The sequence below is a fragment of the Streptomyces sp. NPDC006610 genome (assembly GCF_040611575.1).
Classification (GTDB): Bacteria; Actinomycetota; Actinomycetes; order Streptomycetales; family Streptomycetaceae; genus Streptomyces.
Window position 1 is genome coordinate 40,991 of record NZ_JBEXOP010000014.1, and the last position, 22,540, is coordinate 63,530.

Annotated in this window: 7 protein-coding genes; all 7 read right to left on the reverse strand. The window is 76.2% G+C overall.

Features of this window, described 5'->3' with window-relative positions:
- Positions 1–43: 43 nt before the first annotated feature.
- The 7 genes from ABZY13_RS14015 to ABZY13_RS14045 all read right to left on the reverse strand — a co-directional run bounded on the left by ABZY13_RS14015 (position 44) and on the right by ABZY13_RS14045 (position 22,455).
- Positions 44–3,523 carry an amino acid adenylation domain-containing protein gene (locus ABZY13_RS14015; RefSeq protein WP_356630227.1) on the reverse strand — a complete coding sequence of 1,160 codons (3,480 nt, stop codon included), beginning with the start codon at positions 3,521–3,523 and terminating at the stop codon, positions 44–46.
- Positions 3,520–11,559, reverse strand: a complete 8,040-nt coding sequence (locus ABZY13_RS14020) for an amino acid adenylation domain-containing protein (protein ID WP_356630229.1) — start codon at positions 11,557–11,559, stop codon at positions 3,520–3,522. Before ABZY13_RS14020 ends, ABZY13_RS14015 begins: the two co-directional genes overlap by 4 nt.
- Positions 11,556–16,103, reverse strand: a complete 4,548-nt coding sequence (locus tag ABZY13_RS14025) for an amino acid adenylation domain-containing protein (protein WP_356630231.1) — start codon at positions 16,101–16,103, stop codon at positions 11,556–11,558. Before ABZY13_RS14025 ends, ABZY13_RS14020 begins: the two co-directional genes overlap by 4 nt.
- Positions 16,100–19,300: an amino acid adenylation domain-containing protein gene (locus ABZY13_RS14030; RefSeq protein WP_356630233.1), complete on the reverse strand. Its 3,201-nt coding sequence runs from the start codon at positions 19,298–19,300 to the stop codon at positions 16,100–16,102. Before ABZY13_RS14030 ends, ABZY13_RS14025 begins: the two co-directional genes overlap by 4 nt.
- Complete coding sequence (locus tag ABZY13_RS14035; RefSeq protein ID WP_356630235.1) at positions 19,300–19,518, reverse strand: MbtH family protein; 219 nt, start codon at positions 19,516–19,518, stop codon at positions 19,300–19,302. The genes ABZY13_RS14030 and ABZY13_RS14035 overlap by 1 nt, the downstream gene beginning before the upstream one ends.
- A 268-nt stretch (positions 19,519–19,786) precedes the next feature.
- The gene (entS, locus tag ABZY13_RS14040) at positions 19,787–21,085 is read right to left on the reverse strand and encodes an enterobactin transporter EntS (RefSeq protein ID WP_356630237.1); all 1,299 of its coding nucleotides are present in this window, start codon (positions 21,083–21,085) and stop codon (positions 19,787–19,789) included.
- 8 nt (positions 21,086–21,093) lie between these two features.
- The gene (locus ABZY13_RS14045) at positions 21,094–22,455 is read right to left on the reverse strand and encodes a salicylate synthase (RefSeq protein WP_356630239.1); all 1,362 of its coding nucleotides are present in this window, start codon (positions 22,453–22,455) and stop codon (positions 21,094–21,096) included.
- Positions 22,456–22,540: the final 85 nt, after the last annotated feature.

Below are 22,540 nucleotides of genomic sequence, written 5' to 3' on the forward strand. Positions count from 1 at the left end.
TGCGGGATGCTCCCGCAGCCCTCCCGCCCCGCCGTCGCCTCTCCTAGGCCTCCTCTCCCAGGGCCGCCTCCAGTTCCTCGGCCGTCATGTCGGCGATCTCCAGGTGCAGGGCGGCGACCTGTTCCAGCCGGCCGGACGTGTGCTCCTCGGCCGTGAGCCGCTTGGCCATGCCGCCCGCCGTCAGCCCGGCGAACAGGGAGCGGACGGAGACCTCGGAGGTGTCCAGCGCCTCCCTCAGCCGGGCCACGATCACGGTGGCGAGGACCGAGTCGCCGCCGAGGGCGAAGAACCCGTCGTCCAGTCCGACCCGTTCCACGCCGAGGACGTCGGCCCAGGTGCGGGCGACCACGGTCTCCAGGGCGGTGCCGGGCGCGCGGTGCTCATGGTCCTCGCCGCCGGCCCACAGGGCGCGCACGGCCCGGCGGTCGAGCTTGCCGTTGGCGGTCAGCGGCAGGTCCGCCATGACGGCGACGCGCGCCGGGACCATGTGCGGCGGGAGCACGGACCGGGCCCAGTCGCGCACGTCCGCGCCGGTCACGCCCGGTTCGGCGGCCACCGCGGCGGCCAGCTGCACGCCCTGCCCGGAGGTCGGCCCGGCCACGGCGCGCCGTACGGCGGGATGCCGGGCCAGCGCCGCCTCCACCTCCCCCAGTTCGATCCGGAAGCCGCGCAGCTTGACCTGATGGTCCCGGCGGCCGAGGAACTCCAGGGTTCCGTCGGGCCAGTACCGGGCGAGGTCCCCGGTGCGGTACCAGCGCACCCCGTCCCGCTCGGTGAATCCGTCGGCGGTGCGCGAGGGGTCGCCCCGGTAGCCGAGGGCCACTCCGTCCCCGCCGATCCACAGCTCGCCGGGCACCCAGTCGGGGCAGTCCCGGCCACGTCCGTCCACGACCCGGCAGCGCACGTTGCGCAACGGGGTGCCGTAGGGCACCGCCCGCCAGTCCACCGGCACCTGATGATCCGTCACCTCGTGCACGGTGGAGTGGATCGCGGTCTCGGTGGTGCCGCCGAGCCCGGCGAACCGGCAGCCGGGGGCCCGTTCGGCCAGCCGCCCCGGCAGATCGGGACCGACCCGGTCACCGCCGAGCAGCACCGCGCGCAGCCCGGTGAGTTCGCCGGGGGCGGTGGCGTGCAGGAGCATGTCGAGCAGGGGCGGTACGCAGTTGAGGACGGTCACCCGGTGGGCGCGGACCAGCTCGGCCCACCGGGCGGCCTCGCGGCGGTCGTCCTCGTCCGGCAGCACGACGGCGCCGCCCGCGTCGAGCAGGCCGAACACGTCGTAGACGGAGAGGTCGAAGTCCAGGGCGGACAGGGCCAGACAGCGGTCCCCGGGGCCGACGGTGAAGCGGTCGTTGAGGTCCTCGATCGTGTTGCGGGCGGCCCGGTGCGGCACTTCGACGCCCTTGGGCACTCCGGTGGAGCCGGAGGTGAACAGCACATAGGCGAGCCGTTCCGGGTCGCCGGGCAGCGCCCCGGGCAGCGGCGCACGCCGGACCGAATCGGCGACGGGCAGGGTGTCCTCTCCCTCGTACGGGCGTCCGTCGGTGAGCGTCACGCGGCATCCGGCGACGGCGCGGATGCGCGCCCGGCGGGCGGACGGCTGGTCGACGCCGATCGGGACGTAGGCCGCTCCGGCCGCGAGCACGCCGAGCACGGCGGTGATCTGGTCGGCCCCCTTGGGCAGGCTCACCGCGACGGTGTCACCGGGGCCCACCCCCCGTTCGGCCAGTGCCCCGGCGCAGCGCAGCGCACGGTCGGCCAGTTCGCCGTAGGACAGACAGCCGTCGCCCGCCCACAACAGGGCCGGGGCCTCGGGTCGTTCGGCGGCCCGGGCGAAGAAGCCGTCGTGCAGCAGCCGCACCGCGCGGGGGCCGTCGGTGGCGTTGACGGCGGCGCGCACCGCCCGCTGCTCGGCGGAAAGGAGGGCGGGCACGGGCCGCTCCCAGACCGTGTCGTCGGCGGCGAGGCGGGTGACGAGGCCGTGGAAGGCGGCGAACATCGCGTCCACGAGGCCGGCCGGGAAGGCGTCCTCGCGCACGTCCCAGTTGACCAGCATGCCTCCGTCGACCTCCGTCACCTGGGCGTCCAGGAGCACCTGCGGGCCCTGGGAGATGATCCAGACGGGTTCGCCGAAGGACCGCCGCACCGCCGCGTCGAACAGCTCGCCCAGATTGAGCGCGCTGGTGAACACCACCGGCGCGAGGACCTGTTCGCCGCGGTGCCGGGACAGGTCGCGCAGCACCTCCACACCGGAGTGGTCGGCGTACGCGGAGTCGGTGTGCATGCGGTCCTGGAGCCGGCGGGCGTGCTCGGCGAAGGCCGCCTCCCCGGACAGGTCGACGTCGAGCAGCACCGAGCCGGTGAAGTCTCCGACCAGCAGGTCGACGTCGGGGTGGGAGCCCCGGCGGTCGAACATCGGCACGTTGAGCAGGAAGCGGTGCCGGCCGCCGAACGCCGCGAGCACCTCGGCGAAGGCGGTCGCCACCGCCATGGCCGGGGTCAGCCCGTGCCGGTGCGAGCGCGCGGTGAGCCGGCGCTTGCCCCGCGGCGGCAGCCAGTGGTGTCTGCGCGTCACGCGGGTCGGATCGCCGCGCCGGTCCTCCGGTACGAGGGGCAGGTCGGGGGCGCTGGGCAGGTCGGGGATCCGCCGCCGCCACCAGTCGCGCGCCTGCTCCCTGCTCAGCCGGCGCGCCTCGGCGCGCTCGGCGAGGTAGGCCGGAAAGCTGGTGCGGATCGGGGGCAGCGTGTCCTCGCCGGCCTCGTACAGACGGGCGAGGTCGGAGAGGAGGATCCGGTAGCTGAGGGCGTCGGCGGCCAGCATGTCGACGTCGACGTGGAGCCGGCCGCGGCCGTCCGGCAGCAGGGAGAGCCGTACGGAGAAGACCTCGCCGGACTCGACGTCCAGCCGGGCGTGCGAGCCGGCGTGCCGCAGCTTCTCCAGGCGTGCGGCGACCGTCTCCTCGTCGGCTTCCCGGAGGTCGTGGACAGTGGTGGCGGGGCGGGTGAGGGCGGGCAGGATCCGCTGGCGGCCGTCGTCGGTGAAGCAGGCGCGCAGCATGCCGTGCCGGGCCGCGAGGGCGCGTACGGCGGTGTCGAGGCGGTCGGGGTCGAGGCCGGGGCCGTCGAACTCGACGTAGAGATGGGCGGCGACGGAGCCGAGGGTGGTGTCCTCGCCCCGGCCGATCCAGTAGGCGTGCTGCATCACGGCGAGCGGGAAGGGCTCGGCCGGGTCGGGCGCGGCGAGATGGGGCCGCTGTTCCTCGGGGGCCCCGGCGCCGCCGTGCGGCCCCAGGTGCTCCTCCAGGAGGGCCCGCCAGGCGCGCAGGGTCGGTTCCTTGGCCAGCTGGGCGAAGCCGACCCTCACGCCCCGTCGCCGCCAGCCGCCGGCGATCCTCATCAGCGTGATCGAGTCCAGGCCCCAGGAGATGAGGCTGTCGTCCTCGCCCGGCGCGTCCTGTGCCGAGCCGATGGCGTCGATGACCGGACGGAGCAGTTCGTCCGTGGTCGGGGGGTGCTGCGTCACCGGTTCCTCCGCTGTCGCTCGAAGTCGCTCCGCGGGCCGTCGTCGCCGAGGCCCTCGCCGGCGGCGTAGTCGGGGGCGGCGTGCTCGGGGGCGGCGAAGTCGTCTCCCGAGCCGTCCTCGAAGCCCTCGCCGAAGTCGTGCTCGAACTCGTCGATGTCCTCCTGCGTCAGCGTCACCAAGGGCAGGTCGGACGGGGTGAGGCCGCCGGACGGGGCGGTCTCGACGTGCCGGACGAGCCCGCGCAGCGCCCGCTCCCACAGGGACGCCAGCCGGTCGGCCCCGGCGTCCGCCAGGAAGTGGTGGGGCCAGGTGAGTTGGACGTGCAGCCGTACGTCCTCGCCGGACTCGACGGCGACCGTGTTGATCTCCAGCCCGGTCGCCGGGGCCGGCCGGGCGTCGGGCGGCATGCGCAGCATGGGCGCCTCGGGCGCGAGCTGCCAGGGCTCGTCGGCCGCGGCCGACGCGGTGAACCGGCCGAGGTGGTTGAACACCACCTGCGGGTGCGGGAGTTTCTCCAGGGCGGGCGCGGTGTCGGGGTTGAGGTGACGCAGCAGGCCGTAGCCGAGGCCGTGGCCGGGGACGGCGCGGAGCTGCTCCTTGACGCGCTTGAGGGCGGTGCCCGCCGCCCGTCCGCCGGCCAGCGCCTCGGCCAGGTCCAGCGGGCCGGGGTCGAGGGCGACCGGGTGGTAGGCGGTGAACCAGCCGACGGTGGCCGACAGATCGACGCCCTCGGCGAGGTCCTCCACCCGGCCGTGGCCCTCGACGCCGACCAGCAACGAGCGGCCCGCGAGGTCGCCGTGCTCCTCGCGCATGGCGGCGACCGCGAGGGCGAGCGCGGTGAGCAGGACCTCGGGGACGGCGGCGTGGTAGGCGGCGGGCACGGTCGTCAGCAGCGGGACGGTGAGGTCGGCGGGGAGGACGAGGGCGCGCTCGCGCGGGAGGCCGGCGGCGGGGGAAGGGTGGTCGAACAGGGGGCGGGCGTCCTCCGACTGCCTGATCCACCAGGGCAGTTCGCGCACCCGGTGGGGGGCCGTGGCCTCGCGGGCCAGGAGGGTGCTCCAGGTGCGGAAGGAGGTTCCGGTGCGCCGGGGCCGGGCAGGCCCGCCGGACCGTACGGCCTGCCAGGCGTCGGACAGTTCGGCGGCGAGGATCCGCCAGGAGACGCCGTCGACGGCCAAGTGGTGGGCGACCAGGAGCAGTCGGCCGGGGTCCGTGGCGCCGGAGCTCCACGCGACGGCCTGGAGCATCCGCCCCGCGCGCGGGTCGAGGCGCGCCACCGCGGACGCCAACTCGTATTCCACCGAGCCGGGTTGGAGCGGCTGCGTTTCGGTGAGAACGTCCCGCGCGCGGACGCTGCCTTCCGGCGGCACGAACAGTCGGGCTCCCGCCTCCGGATCGTCCTCCAGCCGGGCCCGCAGCATGTCGTGGCGGTCGAGCACGGCCTGGAGGACGGCGGCCAGGTGGTCGCCGGCCGCCTCGGGCGGGGTCGTCAGGAGGACGGCCTGGGCGAGACCGCCGTAGGAGAAGCCGGGGCCGGCCGTCCAGTGCATGACCGGAGTCAGGCGCACCTCGCCCATCGGGTCGTCGGCGCCTGCGGGGCCGGTGGCGGGGGCGGGTGCGGCGAGGCCCGTCGCGAGACCGGCGGGGGTCGGCGTCCGGAAGACCTGGCGGGCGGTGAGCGGCAGGCCGGCCTTGCGGGCCAGGGTCACGAGGCGGATGGAGACGATGCTGTCGCCGCCCAGCTCGAAGAAGTTGTCGTCGGCCCCCACCCGCGGCAGGCCCAGCACGCGCGCGAACAGCTCGCACAGCTGCCGTTCGCGCGCGGTCGCGGGCGTCCGCGCGGGAGCCCGCCCCACCGCCGCGGGTGCGGGCAGGCCGGCCCGGTCGACCTTGCCGGAGGGCAGCAGCGGGAACGCGTCGAGGACGGTGAGCGTGGCCGGCACCATGTGCTGGGGCAGCCGTTCACCGAGCCAGTCGCGCAGGCCGGTCACGGCGTCGGGGACGGCCAGGCAGTAGGCGGCGAGCCGTTCGACGCCCGGCGGGTCCTCGCGCAGGACCACGACGCCCCGCCGGACGGCCGGGTGCTGTTCGAGGATCGCCTCGATCTCCTCCAGTTCGACCCGCATCCCCCGGATCTTGACCTGGTGGTCCGCGCGGCCCAGGAACTCCAGGGTGCCGTCGCGGCGCCACCGGACCAGGTCGCCGGTGCGGTACAGCCGTTCGCCGGGCGGGCCGAAGGGGTCGGCGACGAAGTGGGCGGCGGTGCGGCGCGGGTCGTTCACATAGCCGCGGCCGAGGTGGACGCCGCCGGCGTACAGCTCGCCGGGCACGCCGACCGGGGCGGGGCGCAGACGGTCGTCGAGGACGTACAGGCGGGTGTTGGTGTTGGGGCGGCCGATGGAGACGGCGCTGCGGATCGCGCCGGTGCGGTAGACGACGTGGCTGACGCCGATGGTCGCCTCGGCGGGGCCGTACCCGTGGTACATGACGGCGGGGCTCGCGGCGCGGAAGCGGGCGAACAGCTCGGGCGTGAGGACCTCGCCGCCGCACCAGACGTGCTTGAGGGAGCGGGCGCGGCGGGCGAAGCCGTCCAGTTCCAGGAGCAGGTCCAGGGTCGAGGAGACGAGGTAGGCGAAGGTCACGCGGTGGCGTTCGACGGTGTCGAGGAGCCGGTCGGCGTCGTGCTCGCCGCCGGGTTCGGCGATCACCACCCGGCCGCCGTTGACCAGCGGCAGGAAGATCTCGTTGATGGAGATGTCGAAGCCGAGCGGTGCCTTGAACAGGGCCGCGTCGTCCGGCCCGAAGCCGAGCAGCCCGCGCTGCCACAGCAGCCGGTGGGCGATGGCCCGGTGCCGGATCATCGCGCCCTTGGGCACGCCCGTGGAGCCGGAGGTGTGGATGACGTAGGCGAGCCCTTCCGGGTCGACGGCGACGCCCGGACCGCCGGCGTCCCGGGGCGCGGGGCCCCGCAGGTCGACCGGCACGAGCGGCGGGCCGTCCAGGACGTCGCCCGGCCGGCCGAGGATCGCGGCGAGGCCGGCTCCGCGGCTCACCTCGGCGATCCGGCGGGCCGGCCAGGACGGCTCCAGCGGGACGAAGGCCCCGCCCGCCTTGAGGACGGCGAGAAGGCCCACGACCATTTCCGCCGAGCGTTCCAGATGGATGCCGACGCGGCGCTCCGGGCCGACGCCGAGGGCGGTCAGGCGGCGGGCGACGGCGCCCGCGTGGGCGTCGAGTTCGGCATAGGTGAGACGGGGGCCGTCCACCGTGCCGTACTCGACGGCTGTCGCGTGCGGGGTCCTCGCCACCTGTTCCTCGACCAGGGCGGTGAGGGTGGTGGCGGGCATGGGACGGGCGGTGTCGTTCCACGCGCCGAACAGCAGCGCGCGTTCGCGCGGGGTGGTGACGTCGGCGTCGCGGACCGGGCGGTCGGGGTGGCGGGCCAGTTCGCCGGTCAGGTGGACGAGGCGGTCCGCGAAGTCCTGGGCGGTGGCGCGGTCGTACAGGTCGGCGCTGAAGACGAGGGAGCCGCGCACACCGCCGGCGTCGGGGTGTTCGAGCAGATGGAAGGCCAGGTCGGTCTTGGCGGTGTAGAAGTCGACGCGGCGCTCGGCGACGGTCGCCCCGGCGAAGGCCCGGGCGCCCGCGGGGGCGTGCTCGTGGGCGAGCATGACCTGGAACAGCGGGTGCCGGCCCATCGAGCGGGCGGGGCCCAGCGCGTCCACCAGCTGCTCGAAGGGAAGGTCCTGGTGGGCGAACGCGTCGAGGTCCGACGCGCGGACGCGGGCGAGCAGTTCGCGGAAGGTCGGGTCGCCCGAGACGTCGGTGCGCAGCACCAGCGTGTTGACGAAGAGGCCGACCAGGCCGTCGAGGGCGGGGTCGCCGCGCCCGTCGACCGGCGTGCCGAGGGGGATGTCGTCGCCGGCGCCGAGCCGGCTGAGCAGCACGGCCACGGCGGCCTGGAGCGTCATGAAGACGGTGGCGCCGGTGTCGGCGGCCAACTCCCGGAGCGCGGCGTGGAGTTCGGCGTCGAGGGTGAAGTCCACCGCGTCGGCGTCGTGGTGGTGCACGGGCGGGCGGGCCCGGTCCGTGGGGAGCTCGATCTCCTCCGGCAGCCCGGCCAGGCGCTCCTTCCAGTGGTCGAGTGCGCGGGCTGCGGCGCCGGCGTCGAGCGACTGCCGCTGCCGGAGGGTGTGGTCGGCGTACTGCACGGGCAGCGGCGGCCAGTCGGGCGGGGCGCCGCCCAGCCGGGCCGCGTACGCCGTCTCCAGGTCGGCGAGAAGCGGGCCGGCCGACCAGCCGTCGGTGGCGATGTGGTGGACGAGCAGGAGCAGGACGTGCTGCTCGGGAGCGAGGGCGAACAGGGTGGCGCGCAACGGGATGTCGCGGTCCAGCGCGAAGCAATGGGCCGCGCGGTCGCGCAGCAGGTCCTGAAGGTCCCCGTCGCGGGCGGTGACGGTCTCGAAGGGCACGTCGGGGGCGGGCAGGACGTGCTGGCGTGGGGTGCCGTCGTCGTCGGGGAAGACCGTGCGCAGCGCCTCGTGCCGGGCGACCACGTCGGTGAGCGCGGCGTGCAGGGCGTGCGGGTCGAGCGGTCCGGTGAAGTGGAGGGCGGTGGGGATGTTGTAGGTGGGCGCGGGGCCCTCCAGCCGGTGCAGGAACCACAGTCGGGCCTGCGCGGAGGACAGCGGGACCGGCTCGGGGCGCGGGACGACCGGGCGCAGGGCGGCCCGGGCGCAGCCGCCGCCCGCCGTGTCGAGCAGCGGGGCGAGTGCGGCGGCCGTCGGGGTGTCGAAGACCGCGCGCAGGGGCACGGCGGCGCCGCGTTCGGCGCGCAGGCGGGCGACGAGCCGGATGGCCAGCACGGAGTGGCCGCCGAGGGCGAAGAAGTCGTCGTGCGCGCCGACGGCGGGCAGGGTGAGCAGGTCCGCGAAGAGCCGGCACAGGAGCGCCTCCGCCGCGGTGCGCGGCGGGTCTGCGACGGCCGTGGTCGGGCCGGTGCGGTCGGGTGCGGGCAGCGCCCGGTGGTCGACCTTGCCGTGGGGCGTCAGCGGCAGGGCCTCCAGGACCACCACGGCGGCGGGCAGCGCCTGGTCCGGCAGGACCGCCGCGAGGTCCCGTCGGACGCGCGGCGGTTCGAGGCGGGCTCCGGGGAGCGGGACGACGTAGGCGGTCAGCTCCGGGTCGCCGTGCGCGTCCGGGCGTACGGTGACGGCGGCCTGGGACACGCCGGGCAGGGCGGCCGCCGCGGCCCGGGTCTCGCCGGGTTCGACCCGCATGCCGCGGATCTTGACCTGGTCGTCGGTGCGGCCGAGGAACTCCAGCGCCCCGCGGGCATTGCGGCGCACCAGGTCGCCGGTGCGGTACAGGCGGGCGCCGGGCGGGCCGTAGGGGTCGGCGACGAAGCGGGCGGCGGTGAGGGCGGGGCGGCCGAGGTAGCCGCGGGCGAGCTGGACGCCGCCCAGGTACAACTCCCCCGGCACCCCGGGCGGTACCGGGCGCAGGCGGGCGTCCAGGACCAGGGTGCGGGTGTTCCACACGGGCCGGCCGATGGGCGCCGATCCGGCCGGGGTGCGGGCTCCTTCGGCGCAGGGCCAGGCGGTGACGTCGACGGCGGCCTCGGTGGGGCCGTAGAGGTTGTGCACCTCGGCGCCGGCCAGCAGGCGGGCGCAGCGCTCGGCGAGGCCGGCGGGCAGGGCCTCGCCGCTGCACAGCACGCGGCGCAGCACGCCCCGGGTGGTCCCGGCGGCGGGGTCGTCCAGGAAGACCCGCAGCATGGAGGGGACGAAGTGGACGGTGGTGACGCCCTCTTCGCGGATCAGCGCGGCGAGGTGGCCGGGGTCGCGGTGGCCGCCGGGCCGGGCGAGCACCAGGGTCGCGCCGCTGATCAGCGGCCAGAAGAACTCCCACACGGACACGTCGAACCCGGCCGGCGTCTTCTGGAGCACGCGGTCGTCGGGGCCGAGCGGGTGGGCGTCCTGCGTCCACAGCAGCCGGTTGACGATCGCGGCGTGCGGAACGACGGCGCCCTTGGGGCGGCCGGTGGAGCCGGAGGTGTGGATGACGTAGGCGGGGTGGCCGGGGAGCAGCGGGTGCGGGCGGTCGGCGTCGGTGGGTTCGGCGGGGTCGAGGGCGGCGATCCGCTCCCGCACGGCCGGATCGTCCAGCCGCAGGACGGGCGCGCCGGTCGCGGGGAGGGCGACGGCGCCGGCGGTCAGCACGAGCGCGGGGGCGGTGTCCCGCAGGAGGAACGCCAGTCGTTCGGGCGGGTAGCCGGGGTCCAGCGGGACGTAGGCGCCGCCCGCCTTGAGGACGGCGAGGAGCGCCACGACCAGGTGGGGGCCGCGTTCCAGCGCGACGCCGACCAGGCGCTCGGGGCCGGCGCCGTGGGCGAGGAGCAGCCGGGCCAGGCGGCCTGCGCGGGCGTGGAGTTCGGCGTAGGTGAGGGTGTTGCCGTCGGCGCGCAGTGCCGGGGCGTCGGGGGTGCGGGCGGCCTGGTGGGCGAGCAGGGCGGTGAGGGTGGCGGGGGGCAGGGGGCGGCCGGTGGCGTCCGAGTCCCGCAGGACCCGGTCCTGTTCGGCGGGGGTCATCAACGGCAGTCGGGACGCGGGCCGTTCGGGATCGGTGAGGCCGGCGGCGAGGAGGGTCTCCAGGTGGCCGAGGAGCCGGTCGACGGTGTCCGGGGCGAACAGCTCGCTGCGCCAGGTGGCCTCGATCCGCAGCCGCCCTCCGGTGAGGAACGCCTCCAGGGAGAGGTCGAACTGCGTGGTGCCGTTGTGGACGGTCTCCCAGCTCGCGCTCACGCCCGGCAGTTCGGGTCCTTCGAGGCCCTGGGTGAGGAAGAGGAGCATGACGTCGAAGTAGACGGAGCGGCCCGGGGGCCGTTCCGGGCGCAGTTCCTCCACCAGCCGGTCGAAGGGCATGTCCTGGTGGGCGTACGCCTCGGTGGTCAGCCGGCGGACGCGGTCGACGAGTTCGGCCAATCCGGGGTCGCCGTCGAGGTCGGCGCGCAGGGCGAGGGTGTTGCCGAAGTTGCCGATCAGCCGGTCGAGTCCGGGCAGGTCGCGGTGCATGACGGCGGAGCCGACGGGGATGTCGGTGGCGCCGGTGCAGCGGTGCAGCAGCGCGGCGAGTCCGGCGAGCAGCACCATGAACGGGGTCGCGCCCGTCGAACGGGCGAACGCGGTGAGGCGGTCGGTGACGTCGGCGGCGAAGGTGTGGTGGCGGCGGTCGCCGCGTGCGGTGGGGTGCGGGGCGCGGGGGGCGTCGAGGGGCAGGGCGAGGGGCGCCGGGGGCGGGGTGAGGGCGGTGCGCCAGTGGTCGAGGTGGCGGGACAGCCGTTCGTGGGTCCAGGTGGTGCGCTGCCACACCGCGTAGTCGGCGTACTGCACGGGCGGCGGTTCGAGGCCGGACGGCTCGCCGGTGGTGGCCGCGCGGTAGAGGGCGGTCAGGTCGTGGGAGAGGACGGCGAAGGTGCCGCCGTCCCAGGCGATGTGGTGGACCGTCAGGACGAGGGTGTGGTCGTCGGGGCCGCGGCGCAGGAGCAGGGCGCGCAGCGGGTGGTCGGCGGCGAGGTCGAAGGGGGTGGCGGAGGCGGTGCGGGCGAGTTCGTCGGCGCGCCGGTCCTGTTCGGCCGCCGGGAGTGCGCTCAGCTCGGCCGCCTCGAAGGCCACGCCGGCGCTCGCGTCGACCGCCTGCACGGGGGTGCCGTCGGCGGAAACCGGGTAGCGGGTGCGGAGCACTTCGTGCCGGTCGACCAGGCCCTGCAGCGCCGTCCGCAGCGCGTCCGCGTCGAGAGGGCCGCGCAGCCGGAGGGCGAGGCAGACGTTGTACGCGGGGCAGGCCGGGTCGAGCTGCTGGAGCAGCCACATGCGGGACTGGGCGTACGACAGCGGGAGCGGGCCGGCGTCGGCCGGGCGGCGCGGGATGTGCTCGCCGCGGGCGCGGGCGTCGGCGAGGCCGGCGTGCGCCAGGCGGCGGCGCAGCAGTTCGCGCCTGCGGGCGGCGAGGTCGGTCGCGGGGGGCGTCTGTGTCACTGGTCTTCGCCTTTCCGCAGCTCGTCGAGGAGGCCGACCCACAGCTCGGCCAGTTGTTCGATCTCTGCTCGGGTGAAGTGCCGGTCGGGCCACTGCCAGGAGACCCGCAGCACGGGTTCGGCGCCGTCCCCGCCCGGGGCTTCGCCGGTGAGGGCGGCGTCGACGGCCAGCGCGTACGGGACGGGCATGTCGGGGTCGGCCGTGCCGCCCATGACGCCGGTCTCGGGAGCGCCGGTGAAGAGCGCGCAGTCGCGGCGCTCGCCCGACGCCGGGCGGCCGAGGTGGTGGAAGCGGATTTGGGGTGCGGGGAGCCGGGCGAGGCGGGTGGCGGTGTCCGGGTTGAGGTGGCGCAGCAGGCCGTGGCCGATGCCTCCGTCGGGGAGGGCCGTCAACTGTTCACGGACGCGCAGCAGTTGACGTCTGCCGGGTGCAGGGCCGGGGTCGAGGCGGACCGGGAAGAGGGTCGTGAACCGGCCCATGGTGGTGGACAGGTCGGCGCCGGGCAGGAGGTGCTCCTCGCGGCCGTGGCTCTCGAGGGCGATCAGCACGGAGGTGTCGTCGTCCGGCGCCGGGCGGCCGAGGGCGCGTCGCCATGCCGGGACGGCGAGGGCGAGGGCGGTCAGCAGGGTCTCCCGGACGCGGTCGCCGGTGAGGGGGGCGCCGGGGACGTAGGTGGTCCAGTGGGTGCGCAGGGTGGCCGTGGTGTCGACTGAGGGGTTGAGGGCGGCTGCGCCCAGGCGCGGTTCGGGGCGGTCGAGGATGCCTTCCCACAGGGCGAGTTCGGCGGTGCGGCGCGGGGTGCGGGCCTCGGTGTGCAGAGCCTCGGCCCACTGCTTGAAGGAGGTGCCGGGCGGTGAGGGCGCCGCTCCCGTGCCGACCGCCGCCAGGTCGGCCACCAGGACGCCCCAGGAGGCCGCGTCGGTGACGAGGTGGTGCAGCACGACCAGCAGCCGGCCCTCGCGGTCCGCCCCGGCGTCGTACCAGAGGAACCGGGCCACCGCGCCCTCCGCCGGGTCGAGTTCGCCCGCCAGCTCGTCGAACGCGCCCGGGACCAGCGTGCCGACGGCCGCGTGGTCGAGGTGGGCCGCGTCGATCCGTCGTACGACGCCCGCGGCGGCCACGGATCCGGCGGGGGCGACCGTCAACCGCCGGGAGCCGTCGTGGGACAGGGTGGCGCGCAGCAGGTCGTGCCGGTCCAGGACGGCCTGGACGACACGGTGCAGGCCGTCGAGGTCCAGTCCGGGCGGGGTTCTCAGGAACCGCGCCTGGCTGAGCCGGCGGAAGGGGCCGCCCTGTGCCACGAGCGCGGCGAGGACGGGGGTCAGGGGCATGTCGCCGGTGCCGTCGCCGCCCGCCGCGCGGGCCGGGCCGGCCGGGGTCGCGCGCCGGGCCAGGCCTTCGACCGTGGGCTGTTCGAAGACGTCGCGCGGGGAGAGGGCGAGCCCGGCGGCACGGGCCTGGGCGACCAGCCGCATGGAGACGATGCTGTCGCCGCCGAGCGCGAAGAAGCTGTCCCGCACGCCGACCGTGTCCAGCCCGAGCACCTGCGCGAACAGCTCGGCGAGCCGCCGTTCCAGGGTGTCGCGGGGTGGCAGCGCGGCCGGACCCGGGGGCCGGGCGGGGACGGGGAGGGCGGCGGTGTCCAGCTTGCCGTTGAGGGTGAGCGGGAAGCCGTCGACGCGGACGAACGCCGAGGGGACCATGTGGTCGGGCAGCGCCCCGGCCGCCGCCCGGCGCAGTTCGTCGGACAGCGGCTCCCAGGCGTCCGGGGTGTTCTGTGCGGCGGACGGGGCCGGCACGACGTAGGCGACCAGCCGGCGGGCCCCGGCCGCGGCCTCGCGGACGACGACCGCGGCGCGCTCCACGAGCGGATGACCGAGCAGCACCGCCTCGATCTCGCCGGGCTCGACCCGATGGCCGCGGATCTTGACCTGGTCGTCGGTCCGGCCGAGGCACTCCACCAGGCCGTCCGGCGTCCAGCGGGCGACGTCGCCGGTGCGGTACATGCGCGCGCCGGGCCGGCCGGAGAACGGGTCGGCGACGAACCGGCCCGCGGTGGCCGCCGGGCGGCCGAGGTAGCCGCGTGCCAGGCCCTCGCCCGCGATGTACAGCTCGCCGTCGACACCGGTGGGGACGGGGTTGAGGTGCCCGTCGAGGATGTAGAGGCGGGCCCCCGCCACGGCGCGGCCGACCGCGGGCCGGTCGCTGAGCGCGAGGTCGCAGTGGGCGGAGTCGACGGTGCACTCGGTGGGCCCGTAGAGGTTGTGCACCGTGAGGCCGTCCTGCGCCCGCAGGGTGCGCCACAGGCCGGGCGGTACGGCCTCGCCGCCGACGCCGAGCACCCTCAGCCCGGCCCGCCAGCCGTCCCGGGTGACCAGCTCGCCGACCAGCGAGGGGGACAGTTCGATGAACTCGATGCCGTGCCCGGCCAGGAAGTCGCGCAGCGCGTCCGGGTCGCGGCGCACCTCGTCGGGGACGAGATGCAGGGCGTGCCCGGCGAACATCCACAGCATGGGCTGCCAGGAGGCGTCGAAGGCGGTGGGCCAGGCGTGCCCGACCCGCAGCGGACGGCCGCCTGCCGCGGCGGACGCCGGCGCGAACAGGGCGGCGTGATGGGCGGCGAACAGGTTGGCGACGGCCCGGTGCGGGACGACGACGCCCTTCGGGCGGCCCGTGGAGCCGGAGGTGTGGATGACGTAGGCGGGGTGTTCGGGACGCAGCGGGGCGAGCCGGTCGGCGTCGGTGAGGTCGCGGGGATCCGCGGCGGCGAGCCGCTGCCGGGCGCCGGGGTCGTCCAGGAGGAGCAGCGGTGTGCCGCCGGGATTCTCGGGGGCCGTGGCGGCGGTGGCGAGGAGCGCCACGGGGCGGGCGTCGGCGAGCATCCCGGCCGTCCGTCCGGCGGGCCAGGCGGGGTCGAGCGGCAGATACGCGGCGCCCGCCTTCTGCACGGCGAGCAGCGCGGTGATCGTGTCCGGGTCGGGCGGCAGCGCGAGGGCGACGATCCGCTCGGGTCCCGCGCCCGCCTCCACCAGCAGCCGGGCCAGCCGGTTGGCGGCGGCGTTCAGTGCGGCGAACGTCAGCCGCCGGTCCGCGCCCGCCACCGCGATCGCGTCCGGGGTGCGGGCGGCCTGGCTCTGCAGGATCTGCGGCATGGTGGCGTGCGGCGGGGGGACGCGCGTGGTGCCGCCCTGGGCGAGGAGTGCGGCGCGCTCGCCGGGGGCGAGGACGTCGAGGGCGGCGAGCGGGGCGTCGGGCGAGGCGACGACGGCCCGGACGAGGCGTTCGAAGCGGGCGGCCAGTTCCTCGACCGTGGCGCGGTCGTAGGCGTCGGGCCGGAACTCGAAGACGACGCCCAGCCGCCGCTCGGCGAGCACGGCGAGGGTCAGCGGGTAGTGGGTGGCCCCGGAGCCCTCGACGCGGACGACGCGCAGTCCTGCCGCCGCCTCGGCCTCGGCGACGGCGGCCCGGTCGACCGGGTAGTTCTCGAAGACGACCAGGGTGTCGAAGAGGTCGCCCGTGCCGGCGACGCGCTGGATCTCGGTGAGGCCGACGTGGTGGTGGTCCATCAGCCGCGCCTGCTCGTCCTGCACCCGCCGCAGGTAGGCCCCGGCCCGCTCGCCGGGCGGCACGGTCACGCGCACCGGCACGGTGTTGATGAACAGCCCGATCATGGAACGCGCGCCGGCCAGGTCGGCGGGCCGGCCGGCGACGGTGGCGCCGAAGACCACGTCGTCCCGCCCGGTGAGCCGGGCCAGGAGCAGCGCCCACAGGCCCTGGACGACGGTGTTGACGGTGACGCCGCGACCGCGGGCCAGCTGGTGCACGGAGTCGGTGAGTTCCTCGGTGAGGGTGAGGGTGTGCAGCTCGGGCGGGACGGGCACGAGCCCTGCCGCCGTGGGCGCGAGAAGGGTCGGCGCGGCTCCGGCGAGCGCCGTGCGCCAGGCCTCGGCGGCGGCGTCGCGGTCACGGGCGGCGAGCCAGGCCAGGAAGTCCCGGTACGGGCGCACGGGCGGCGGAGGTGCGGACCGGCCGGGGTGGAGCCGGGCGGCGTAGAGCTGGAGCAGTTCGCGGACGAGCAGCGGGACGGACCAGCCGTCCAGCAGCAGGTGGTGGTTGGTCAGGAGCAGCAGCCACCTCTGGTCGCCGCCGGGGTCCTTGGCCAGGGTGAGGCGGAGCAGGGGCGGGGCGGTGAGGTCGAAGCGGGGCTCGGGCCGGGCCAGGAGGTCTGCCGGGCCGGCGGTGGCGGTCTCGGTCCAGTCGAGGGGGGCCTCCTTGAGGACGACCTGCACCGGTTCGTCCAGGTCCTCGTGGAGGAAGGCGCTGCGCAGACTGGGGTGCCGGGCGAGGAGTTCCTCGGCGGCGGTGCGCAACAGGGCGGGCTCCAGCGGGCCTTCGAGTTCCACCAGGGACCGCATGGTGTAGACGTCGGCGGCGGCCTCGTCGAACAGGGCGTGGAAGAGCAGGCCCTGTTGCAGTGGGGACAGCGGAAGGACGTCCTCGACCGGCGAACCGTCCTGCCCCGCGTCGGCGGACTGCGTGGTCATCGGTTCCTCCACCTCGCCTCGACCTTGTCGAGCTGGGACGGACTGAGCGACACCAGTGGGGCGTCGCCGGCGGTGAACTCCCCGGCCGCCCGGCCGGCCGGTGCGGCATGGGCGAGCCCCGCCGGGGTGCGGTGGGTGAAGACGTCCCGCGGGGCCAGGTCGAACCCGGCGCGGCGGGCCCGGTCGGCGAGCCGGACGGAGACGATGCTGTCGCCGCCCAGCTCGAAGAAGTCGTCGTGGGCGCCGACCTGTTCGACGCCGAGCACGTCGGAGAACAGGGCGCACAGCACCTTCTCCCCCTCGGTGCGGGGCGGCTGGGCGGAGTGCGCCGCGCCGAAGTCGGGGGCGGGCAGGGCGCGGCGGTCCAGTTTGCCGCTGGGTGTCATCGGCAGGGCGTCGACGGCGACCACGGCGGCCGGCACCAGATGGCCGGGGAGCCGCTCGGCCAGGGCGCGGCGCACGGTCAACGGGTCGATGTCCTCGCCGGACCGGGGAACGACGTACGCCACCAGCCGCGGCGGGGTCGGGCCGTCGCCGGGGCGGGCGACCACGGCCGCGCCGCGCACGGCGGGCAGGGTGCGCACGGCCGCCTCGACCTCGCCGGGTTCGACGCGGAAGCCGCGGATCTTGACCTGGTCGTCGGCGCGGCCCAGGTACTCGACGACGCCGTCGGGGCGCGGGCGTGCGAGGTCGCCGGTGCGGTAGAGGCGGCTGCCTGGCGGGCCGAAGGGGTCGGCGACGAAGCGTTCGGCGGTGCGGGCGGCCTGGTGGAGGTAGCCGCGGGCGAGTCCGGCGCCGGCGAGGTACAGCTCGCCGACCGCGCCGGGCGGGACCGGGTGCAGAAAGGGGTCGAGGACGTGGACGCGGGTGTTGTCGAGGGGCACGCCGACGGGGACGGGGCCGTCCTCGCCGGTGCAGGTGTGGGCGAGGCTGTCGCCGGCCGCCTCGGAACAGCCGTAGAGGTTGAGCAGCCGGGCCTCGGGCCAGCGGTCGGCCATGGCGCGGGCCAGTTCGCCGGTGAGGGGCTCCCCGCTGGCGACCCAGGTGCGGACGGTGGTGAAGGAGCCGGGTGGGGCGGATTCGACGAGGCCCGTCAAGAGGCTGGGGACGGCCGTGACGATCGTGGCGCCGGTGCGGTCGGCCAGGGCGGCGAGAGCGCGCGGGTCGCCCAGCTCGTCGTCGCCGGCGAGGGCGACGGGCTCCCCGGCGATCAGGGAGCCGAGCAGCTCGGTGAGCCCGTCGATGAAACTGACCGGGCTCTTGGCGAGCCGTACGCCGGGCGCCGCGGCCTCGCGGACCTGCCGCGCGTACCAGGCGAGCCGGTTGACCAGGGCACGCTGGGTGCCGACGACGCCCTTGGGACGGCCCGTCGATCCGGAGGTGAAGACGATGTAGGCGGGGTGCTCGGGCGCGAGGCCGGCGCGGGGGCGCGGGAGGGGTCCGGTGGCGTCGGGCGGGCACACGGCGGCGGGGTCCACCCGTAGGGCGCCGGCCCGGGAGGGGAGGCAGATCACCAGGCGGGGGTCTGCGTCGCCGAGCATCAGGGCGATGCGCTCGGGCGGGTAGGCCGGGTCGACCGGCAGACAGGCCGCGCCGGCCTTGGCCACCGCGAGCATGGCGCATACCAGGTCGGGGCCGCGCGGCAGGGCGACGGCGACGACGGTCTCCGGTCCGGCGCCGCGGGCGGTGAGGGCGCCCGCCAACCGGTCGGCGCGGGCGTCGAGTTCGGCGAAGGTGAGGGTGGCGTCGGCGTGGTGGAGGGCCGGTGCGCCGGGGGTGCGGGCGGCCTGTGCCTCGAACAGGTCGCGGAGGGTGGGGTGCGGCAGCGGGCGGTCGGCGCCGGCCGCCCGCTCGTGCAGGGCGCGGCGCTCGTCGTCGCCGGGCGTGTGGAGGCGGGCGACCGGGCGGGCCGGGTCGGCGGCGAACGCGGCGACGAGGCCGCGCAGTTCGCCTGCGGCGCGTTCCACGAACGCGGCGTCCAGGGCCTGCGGCTGACGGGCGAACGTCAGCGTCAGCCGGGCGCCGGGCAGCGCGGTGACCGTCAGCGGGTAGTGGGTGCCGTCGAGGACGGACACGCCCGTCATGCGGGGGCCGCCGGGGCCGAGGGCGGCGGCGATGGCGTCGTCGTCGATCGGGTAGCTCTCGAACACCAGCAGCGTGTCGAAGAGGACGGTGTGCCCGGCGGCGCGCTGGATGTCGGCGAGGCCGAGGTACTGGTGGCCGAGCAGCGCCGCCTGTTCGCCCTGCAGCCGCGCCAGCAGGTCGCCGACCGGCTCGGCGGGCCGCAGCCGGACCCGTACCGGCAGGGTGTTGATGAACAGGCCGACCATCGACTCGATGCCCGGCACGTCCGCGTCGCGGCCGGAGACGGTCGCGCCGAGGACGACGTCCGTGCGGCCGGTGAGCCGGCCGAGCAGCACGGCCCACAGGCCCTGGAGTGCCGTGCTGACGGTGACGCCCCGGGCGCGGGCGGCGGCCTCGAGTCCGGCCGTCTCCCGCTCGGACAGCCGTATCACCAGCCGTGACGGCTCCGCGACGGGCCTGCCGCGGGCCTCGGGGGCGATCAGCGACGGGCCGTCGAGTTCGGCCAGGGCGGCGCCCCAGGCTCGGGCGGCGGCCCGGCGGTCCTGGCGGGCGAGCCAGGCGAGGTAGTCGCGGTAGGGGCGTACGCGGGGCAGCGCGGCGGGGTCGCCGCCGGCGGTGTAGAGGTGGAACAGCTCCCGCACCAGAACGGGCGCCGACCAGCCGTCCCACAGCAGGTGGTGCGAGGTCACGACGAGCCGGTGCTCGCGCTCCCCGAAGACCACCAGCCGGAACCGCACCAGCGGCGGCCGGGCCAGGTCGAACCGCTCGGCGCCCTCCGCCGCCAGCAGCCGTTCCCACGCCCGGGCGCGCTCCTCGGCGGGCGTGTCCCGCAGGTCGGTGACGCGCCACGGGGTGCGCACGGCGGCCTTGATCACCTGCACGGCCCCGCCGGAGCGCCGACTGCGGAACGCGGCGCGCAGATTGGCGTGCCGGGCGAGCAGCGCCTCGGCGGCGGACCGCATCCGGTCCTGGTCCAGGGGGCCTTCGAGACTCAGGGCGAGCCGGCCCGTGTAGACGTCGTGGCCGTGTGCGTCGTACAGCGTGTGGAAGACCATTCCCTCCTGCGTCGGGGACAGCGGCAGGACGTCCTCCACGCCCGGGCGGGCGGCCATCAGGCGCCTGCCTCGCGCATCGCCTCGGCGAGGCTGCGCGGGCGCATGTCCGTCCAGTGGCGCTCGATGTGGTCGAGGCAGTCGGCGCGGGAGCCGGGGCCGTGGACGCTGGTCCAGCCGGCCGGGACGGGGGCGAACTCCGGCCACAGGGAGTACTGGCCCTCGTCGTTCACGAGGACGCGGAAGACGCCGTTGTCGTCGTCGAACGGGTTGGTCATGGCTCGTTCCTCTCCTGCTCGCGGGGTGGATCGGGTGCGCGGCGGCCCCGTCGGCGCCGGGCGCGCCGGGGGTGGCGCAGGTCCCCGGCCGCCGCTGGGGCCGGCGGCCGGGACGGGTTCGCCCTCGACGACGCCGGCGGCGTCCGTCGGCTGCCGGTCGGTGGCGAGGGGTCCGACGGGGTGCGGGCCGGCCCGGGTGCCGGTGGCTCGTTGGTTCCTGCTGTTGCGCGGGGTGCGGTGCACCGAGCCCCCCTGGGTCGGGACGTGGTTACGGCGTGGGCCGGTCGGCGGCCTCGGCCGGCGGGGCGGGCTCGCGGTCCTCGGTGGCCGGCGGCCCCTGCAGGGTGGCCCTGCGCAGCTGCGGCATGGCCACGGCGAGCGCGGCCACGCCCGCGAGGCAGACCAGCCCGCCGACCGCCGCCGCGCCCGCCGAGGAGCCGAGCGCCCGTGCCACCAGGCCCGCTTCGAGGTTGCCGACGGAGGGGCCGGCCGTGGCCTGGGCGAGCCACAGGCTGCCGACCCGGCCCTGGAGGCGGTCGGGCGTGTGGTGCTGGAGCAGCGCCCGGCGCAGGATCTCGGAGGCGGTGTCGCCGAATCCGGCCAGGGCGAGGAAGAGAAGCGCGAGCCACAGGCCGGGGCTCAGTCCGAAGCAGGCGATGCCGGCGCCCCACAGCCCGACCGCGCCGATCAGCGCCCGTCCGGTGTGGTGCACACGGCCGGCCCAGCCACTGGTCAGGGCGGAGCAGAAGGAGCCGACGGCGGGGGCGGCGTAGAGCAGGCCGACGGTGGAGGCGCCGCCGTCGAAGTGCTCGGCGGCCATTTCGGGGAAGAGGGCGTAGGGCATGGCGAAGACCACGGCGCACACGTCGATCAGCAGCAGTCCGGCCACGACCTGGTTGCCGCGCACGAAGCGCACGCCTTGCGCCATGGCCCGCAGCGGATGCGGGGCCTCGCCGGCGCCCTCGGGCGGCAGTGCGGGCAGCGGCGCGAGCAGCGCGAGGCCGACGACGTAGATCCCCGCGTCGATCGCGAAGCACATCGCCACGCCCGGCCCGGCCGCGACGAGCCCCGCGAGCGCGGGGCCGGCCATGGCGCCGAGCTGGGCGGTGAGGGTGATCAGCGCGCCGGCGGCGGCGAGTTGGCCGGGCGCGACCAGGCCGGGGGTCGCCGCCATGAGAGCGGGTCCGCCGAGCCCTCCGGTCAGTCCGGCGAGGACGGCGGCGACGAACACGAACCACACCCGCGGCTCGGGCAGGGCTGCGTTGACGGCCAGGGCGGCGATGACCAGCGCGGTCAGCGCGCGGGTGACCAGGACGATCCGGCGCCGGTCGGCCCGGTCGGCGAGCAGCCCGCCCGCGACCAGCCCGACGAGCAGGGACAGCCCCAGCACCAGGCTCATCAGGCCGACCTGGAGCGAGGATCCGGTCAGGTCGTAGACCTGCACGCTCGCCGCGACCGACGTCAGATGGGTGCCGACCATGGAGATCGCCTGGGTGGCGAACACCAGCCGGAAGTTCCTGCCGGAGCGCAGCGGAGCGACGTCGACGACCACTTCTCCCAGCCGCACGCCGCCCCCTAGCCCCGGTCCCGGGCGGGAACCACGTACGGGGCGACGCTGCGCAGCTTCTCGCGGGTCTCCTCCAGTTCCCGGGCCGGGGTGGAGCCGGCGAGGACGCCCGCGCCGGCCCGCAGCCAGGTGCGGCCGTCCTGCTCGAAGACGCTGCGCAGCACGAGGGCGGCATCGAGGGCTCCGGAGTGGGACGCCCTGAGCACGGCGCCGCCGTAGACGCCGCGCGCCTCCTTCTCCAGGCGGGCGATGCAGTCGTACGCGGTGGCCTTGGGAATGCCGGAGGCGGTGACGGCCGGGAAGACCGCGCGCAGGGCGTCCCAGGCGGTGGCGGGTGCGGCGAGCGTGCCGTGCACGCTGGAGCCGAGGTGCTGGACGCTGCCGCGCCGGCGCACGCTCAGCAGGTCGCGCACCGACACGGAGCCCGGCCGGCACACGGTCGCCATCTCCTCCTCGGCCAGCTTCACGGAGAGCACGTGCTCGGAGATCTCCTTGGGATCGGCGAGGAGTTCGGCGCGCAGCCGCTCGTCCTCGGCGTCGCCGAGGCCGCGGGCGCGGGTGCCGGCGAGCGGCTGGGTGACGACCTCGCCGTCCGCGCCGACCTCGACCACGGTCTCGGGGCTGAACCCGGTGATCCGCCGCCCGCCGAGGTCGAGGAGGTAGGAGCGGGCGGGGGTGTTGTGCGCGCGGCCGTGGAGGTAGGTGGCGGCGAAGTCCACCGGGAAGGGGACGGGGACGGCGCGGGAGAGGATGACCTTCTGCAGGCCGGTGGTCCTGATCTCCTCGATCGCGCGGGCGACCAGGTCCGGGTAGGTGCCGTCGGCGTCGGCCACGTCGACGGGCCGGGGAGGGGCGGGACTTCGGGGCGCGGGGGGCACGCGCAGGAGGGCGAGGAGTGCGGCGAGGGTGGGTTCGTCCGCGCTGCGCACGAGGGCGGTGCCGTCCCGGCGCAGCTCCACCTCGCTGTGCGGGACGATCAGGTGGAGCAGGTCGTGCTCGCCGGCCCGGTCGGGGCGTCCGGCGTACAGGTGGGAGAGCTCGAACGCCGTCCAGCCGTAGGCGTTCCAGCCCTCCACGGGTAACTCCGCGAGGAGGTCGCGGACTTGGCCGAGAGGGTGCGGGCCGACGGGGGCGGTGGTTTCGGCGGGCGGGCGTTCCGGGCCGGCGCCGGTCTTCCCGGCGGCCGGGCGGCGGCTGCGGATCGTGGAGCGGTCGGCCACGATCTCGGCGAGCGCTCCCCCGGCGAACCAGCAGTCGCCGTCCCGCTCGTAGAGCACGTACTGGTCGAACAGGTCCGACTCGGCCAGTTCCGCGGCCCTTCGGAGAGGATCACCCGGCAGTTCCGTCTCCGCGCTCCGGTAACGCAGCAAGGGACCTACCTCCCTGAGTTAGGTTAACCTAACCTAATCGAGAGACGACCCTAGCCCCGCGCGGACGGCCCGTCCAGAACGCCGA

Excerpts from the sequence above, each read along its gene's own strand:
- ABZY13_RS14030 (WP_356630233.1), bottom strand. The coding sequence starts at position 19,300 with ATGGCCGCCCGCCCGGGCGTGGAGGACGTCCTGCCGCTGTCCCCGACG.
- ABZY13_RS14025 (WP_356630231.1), bottom strand. The coding sequence starts at position 16,103 with ATGACCACGCAGTCCGCCGACGCGGGGCAGGACGGTTCGCCGGTCGAG.
- ABZY13_RS14035 (WP_356630235.1), bottom strand. The coding sequence starts at position 19,518 with ATGACCAACCCGTTCGACGACGACAACGGCGTCTTCCGCGTCCTCGTG.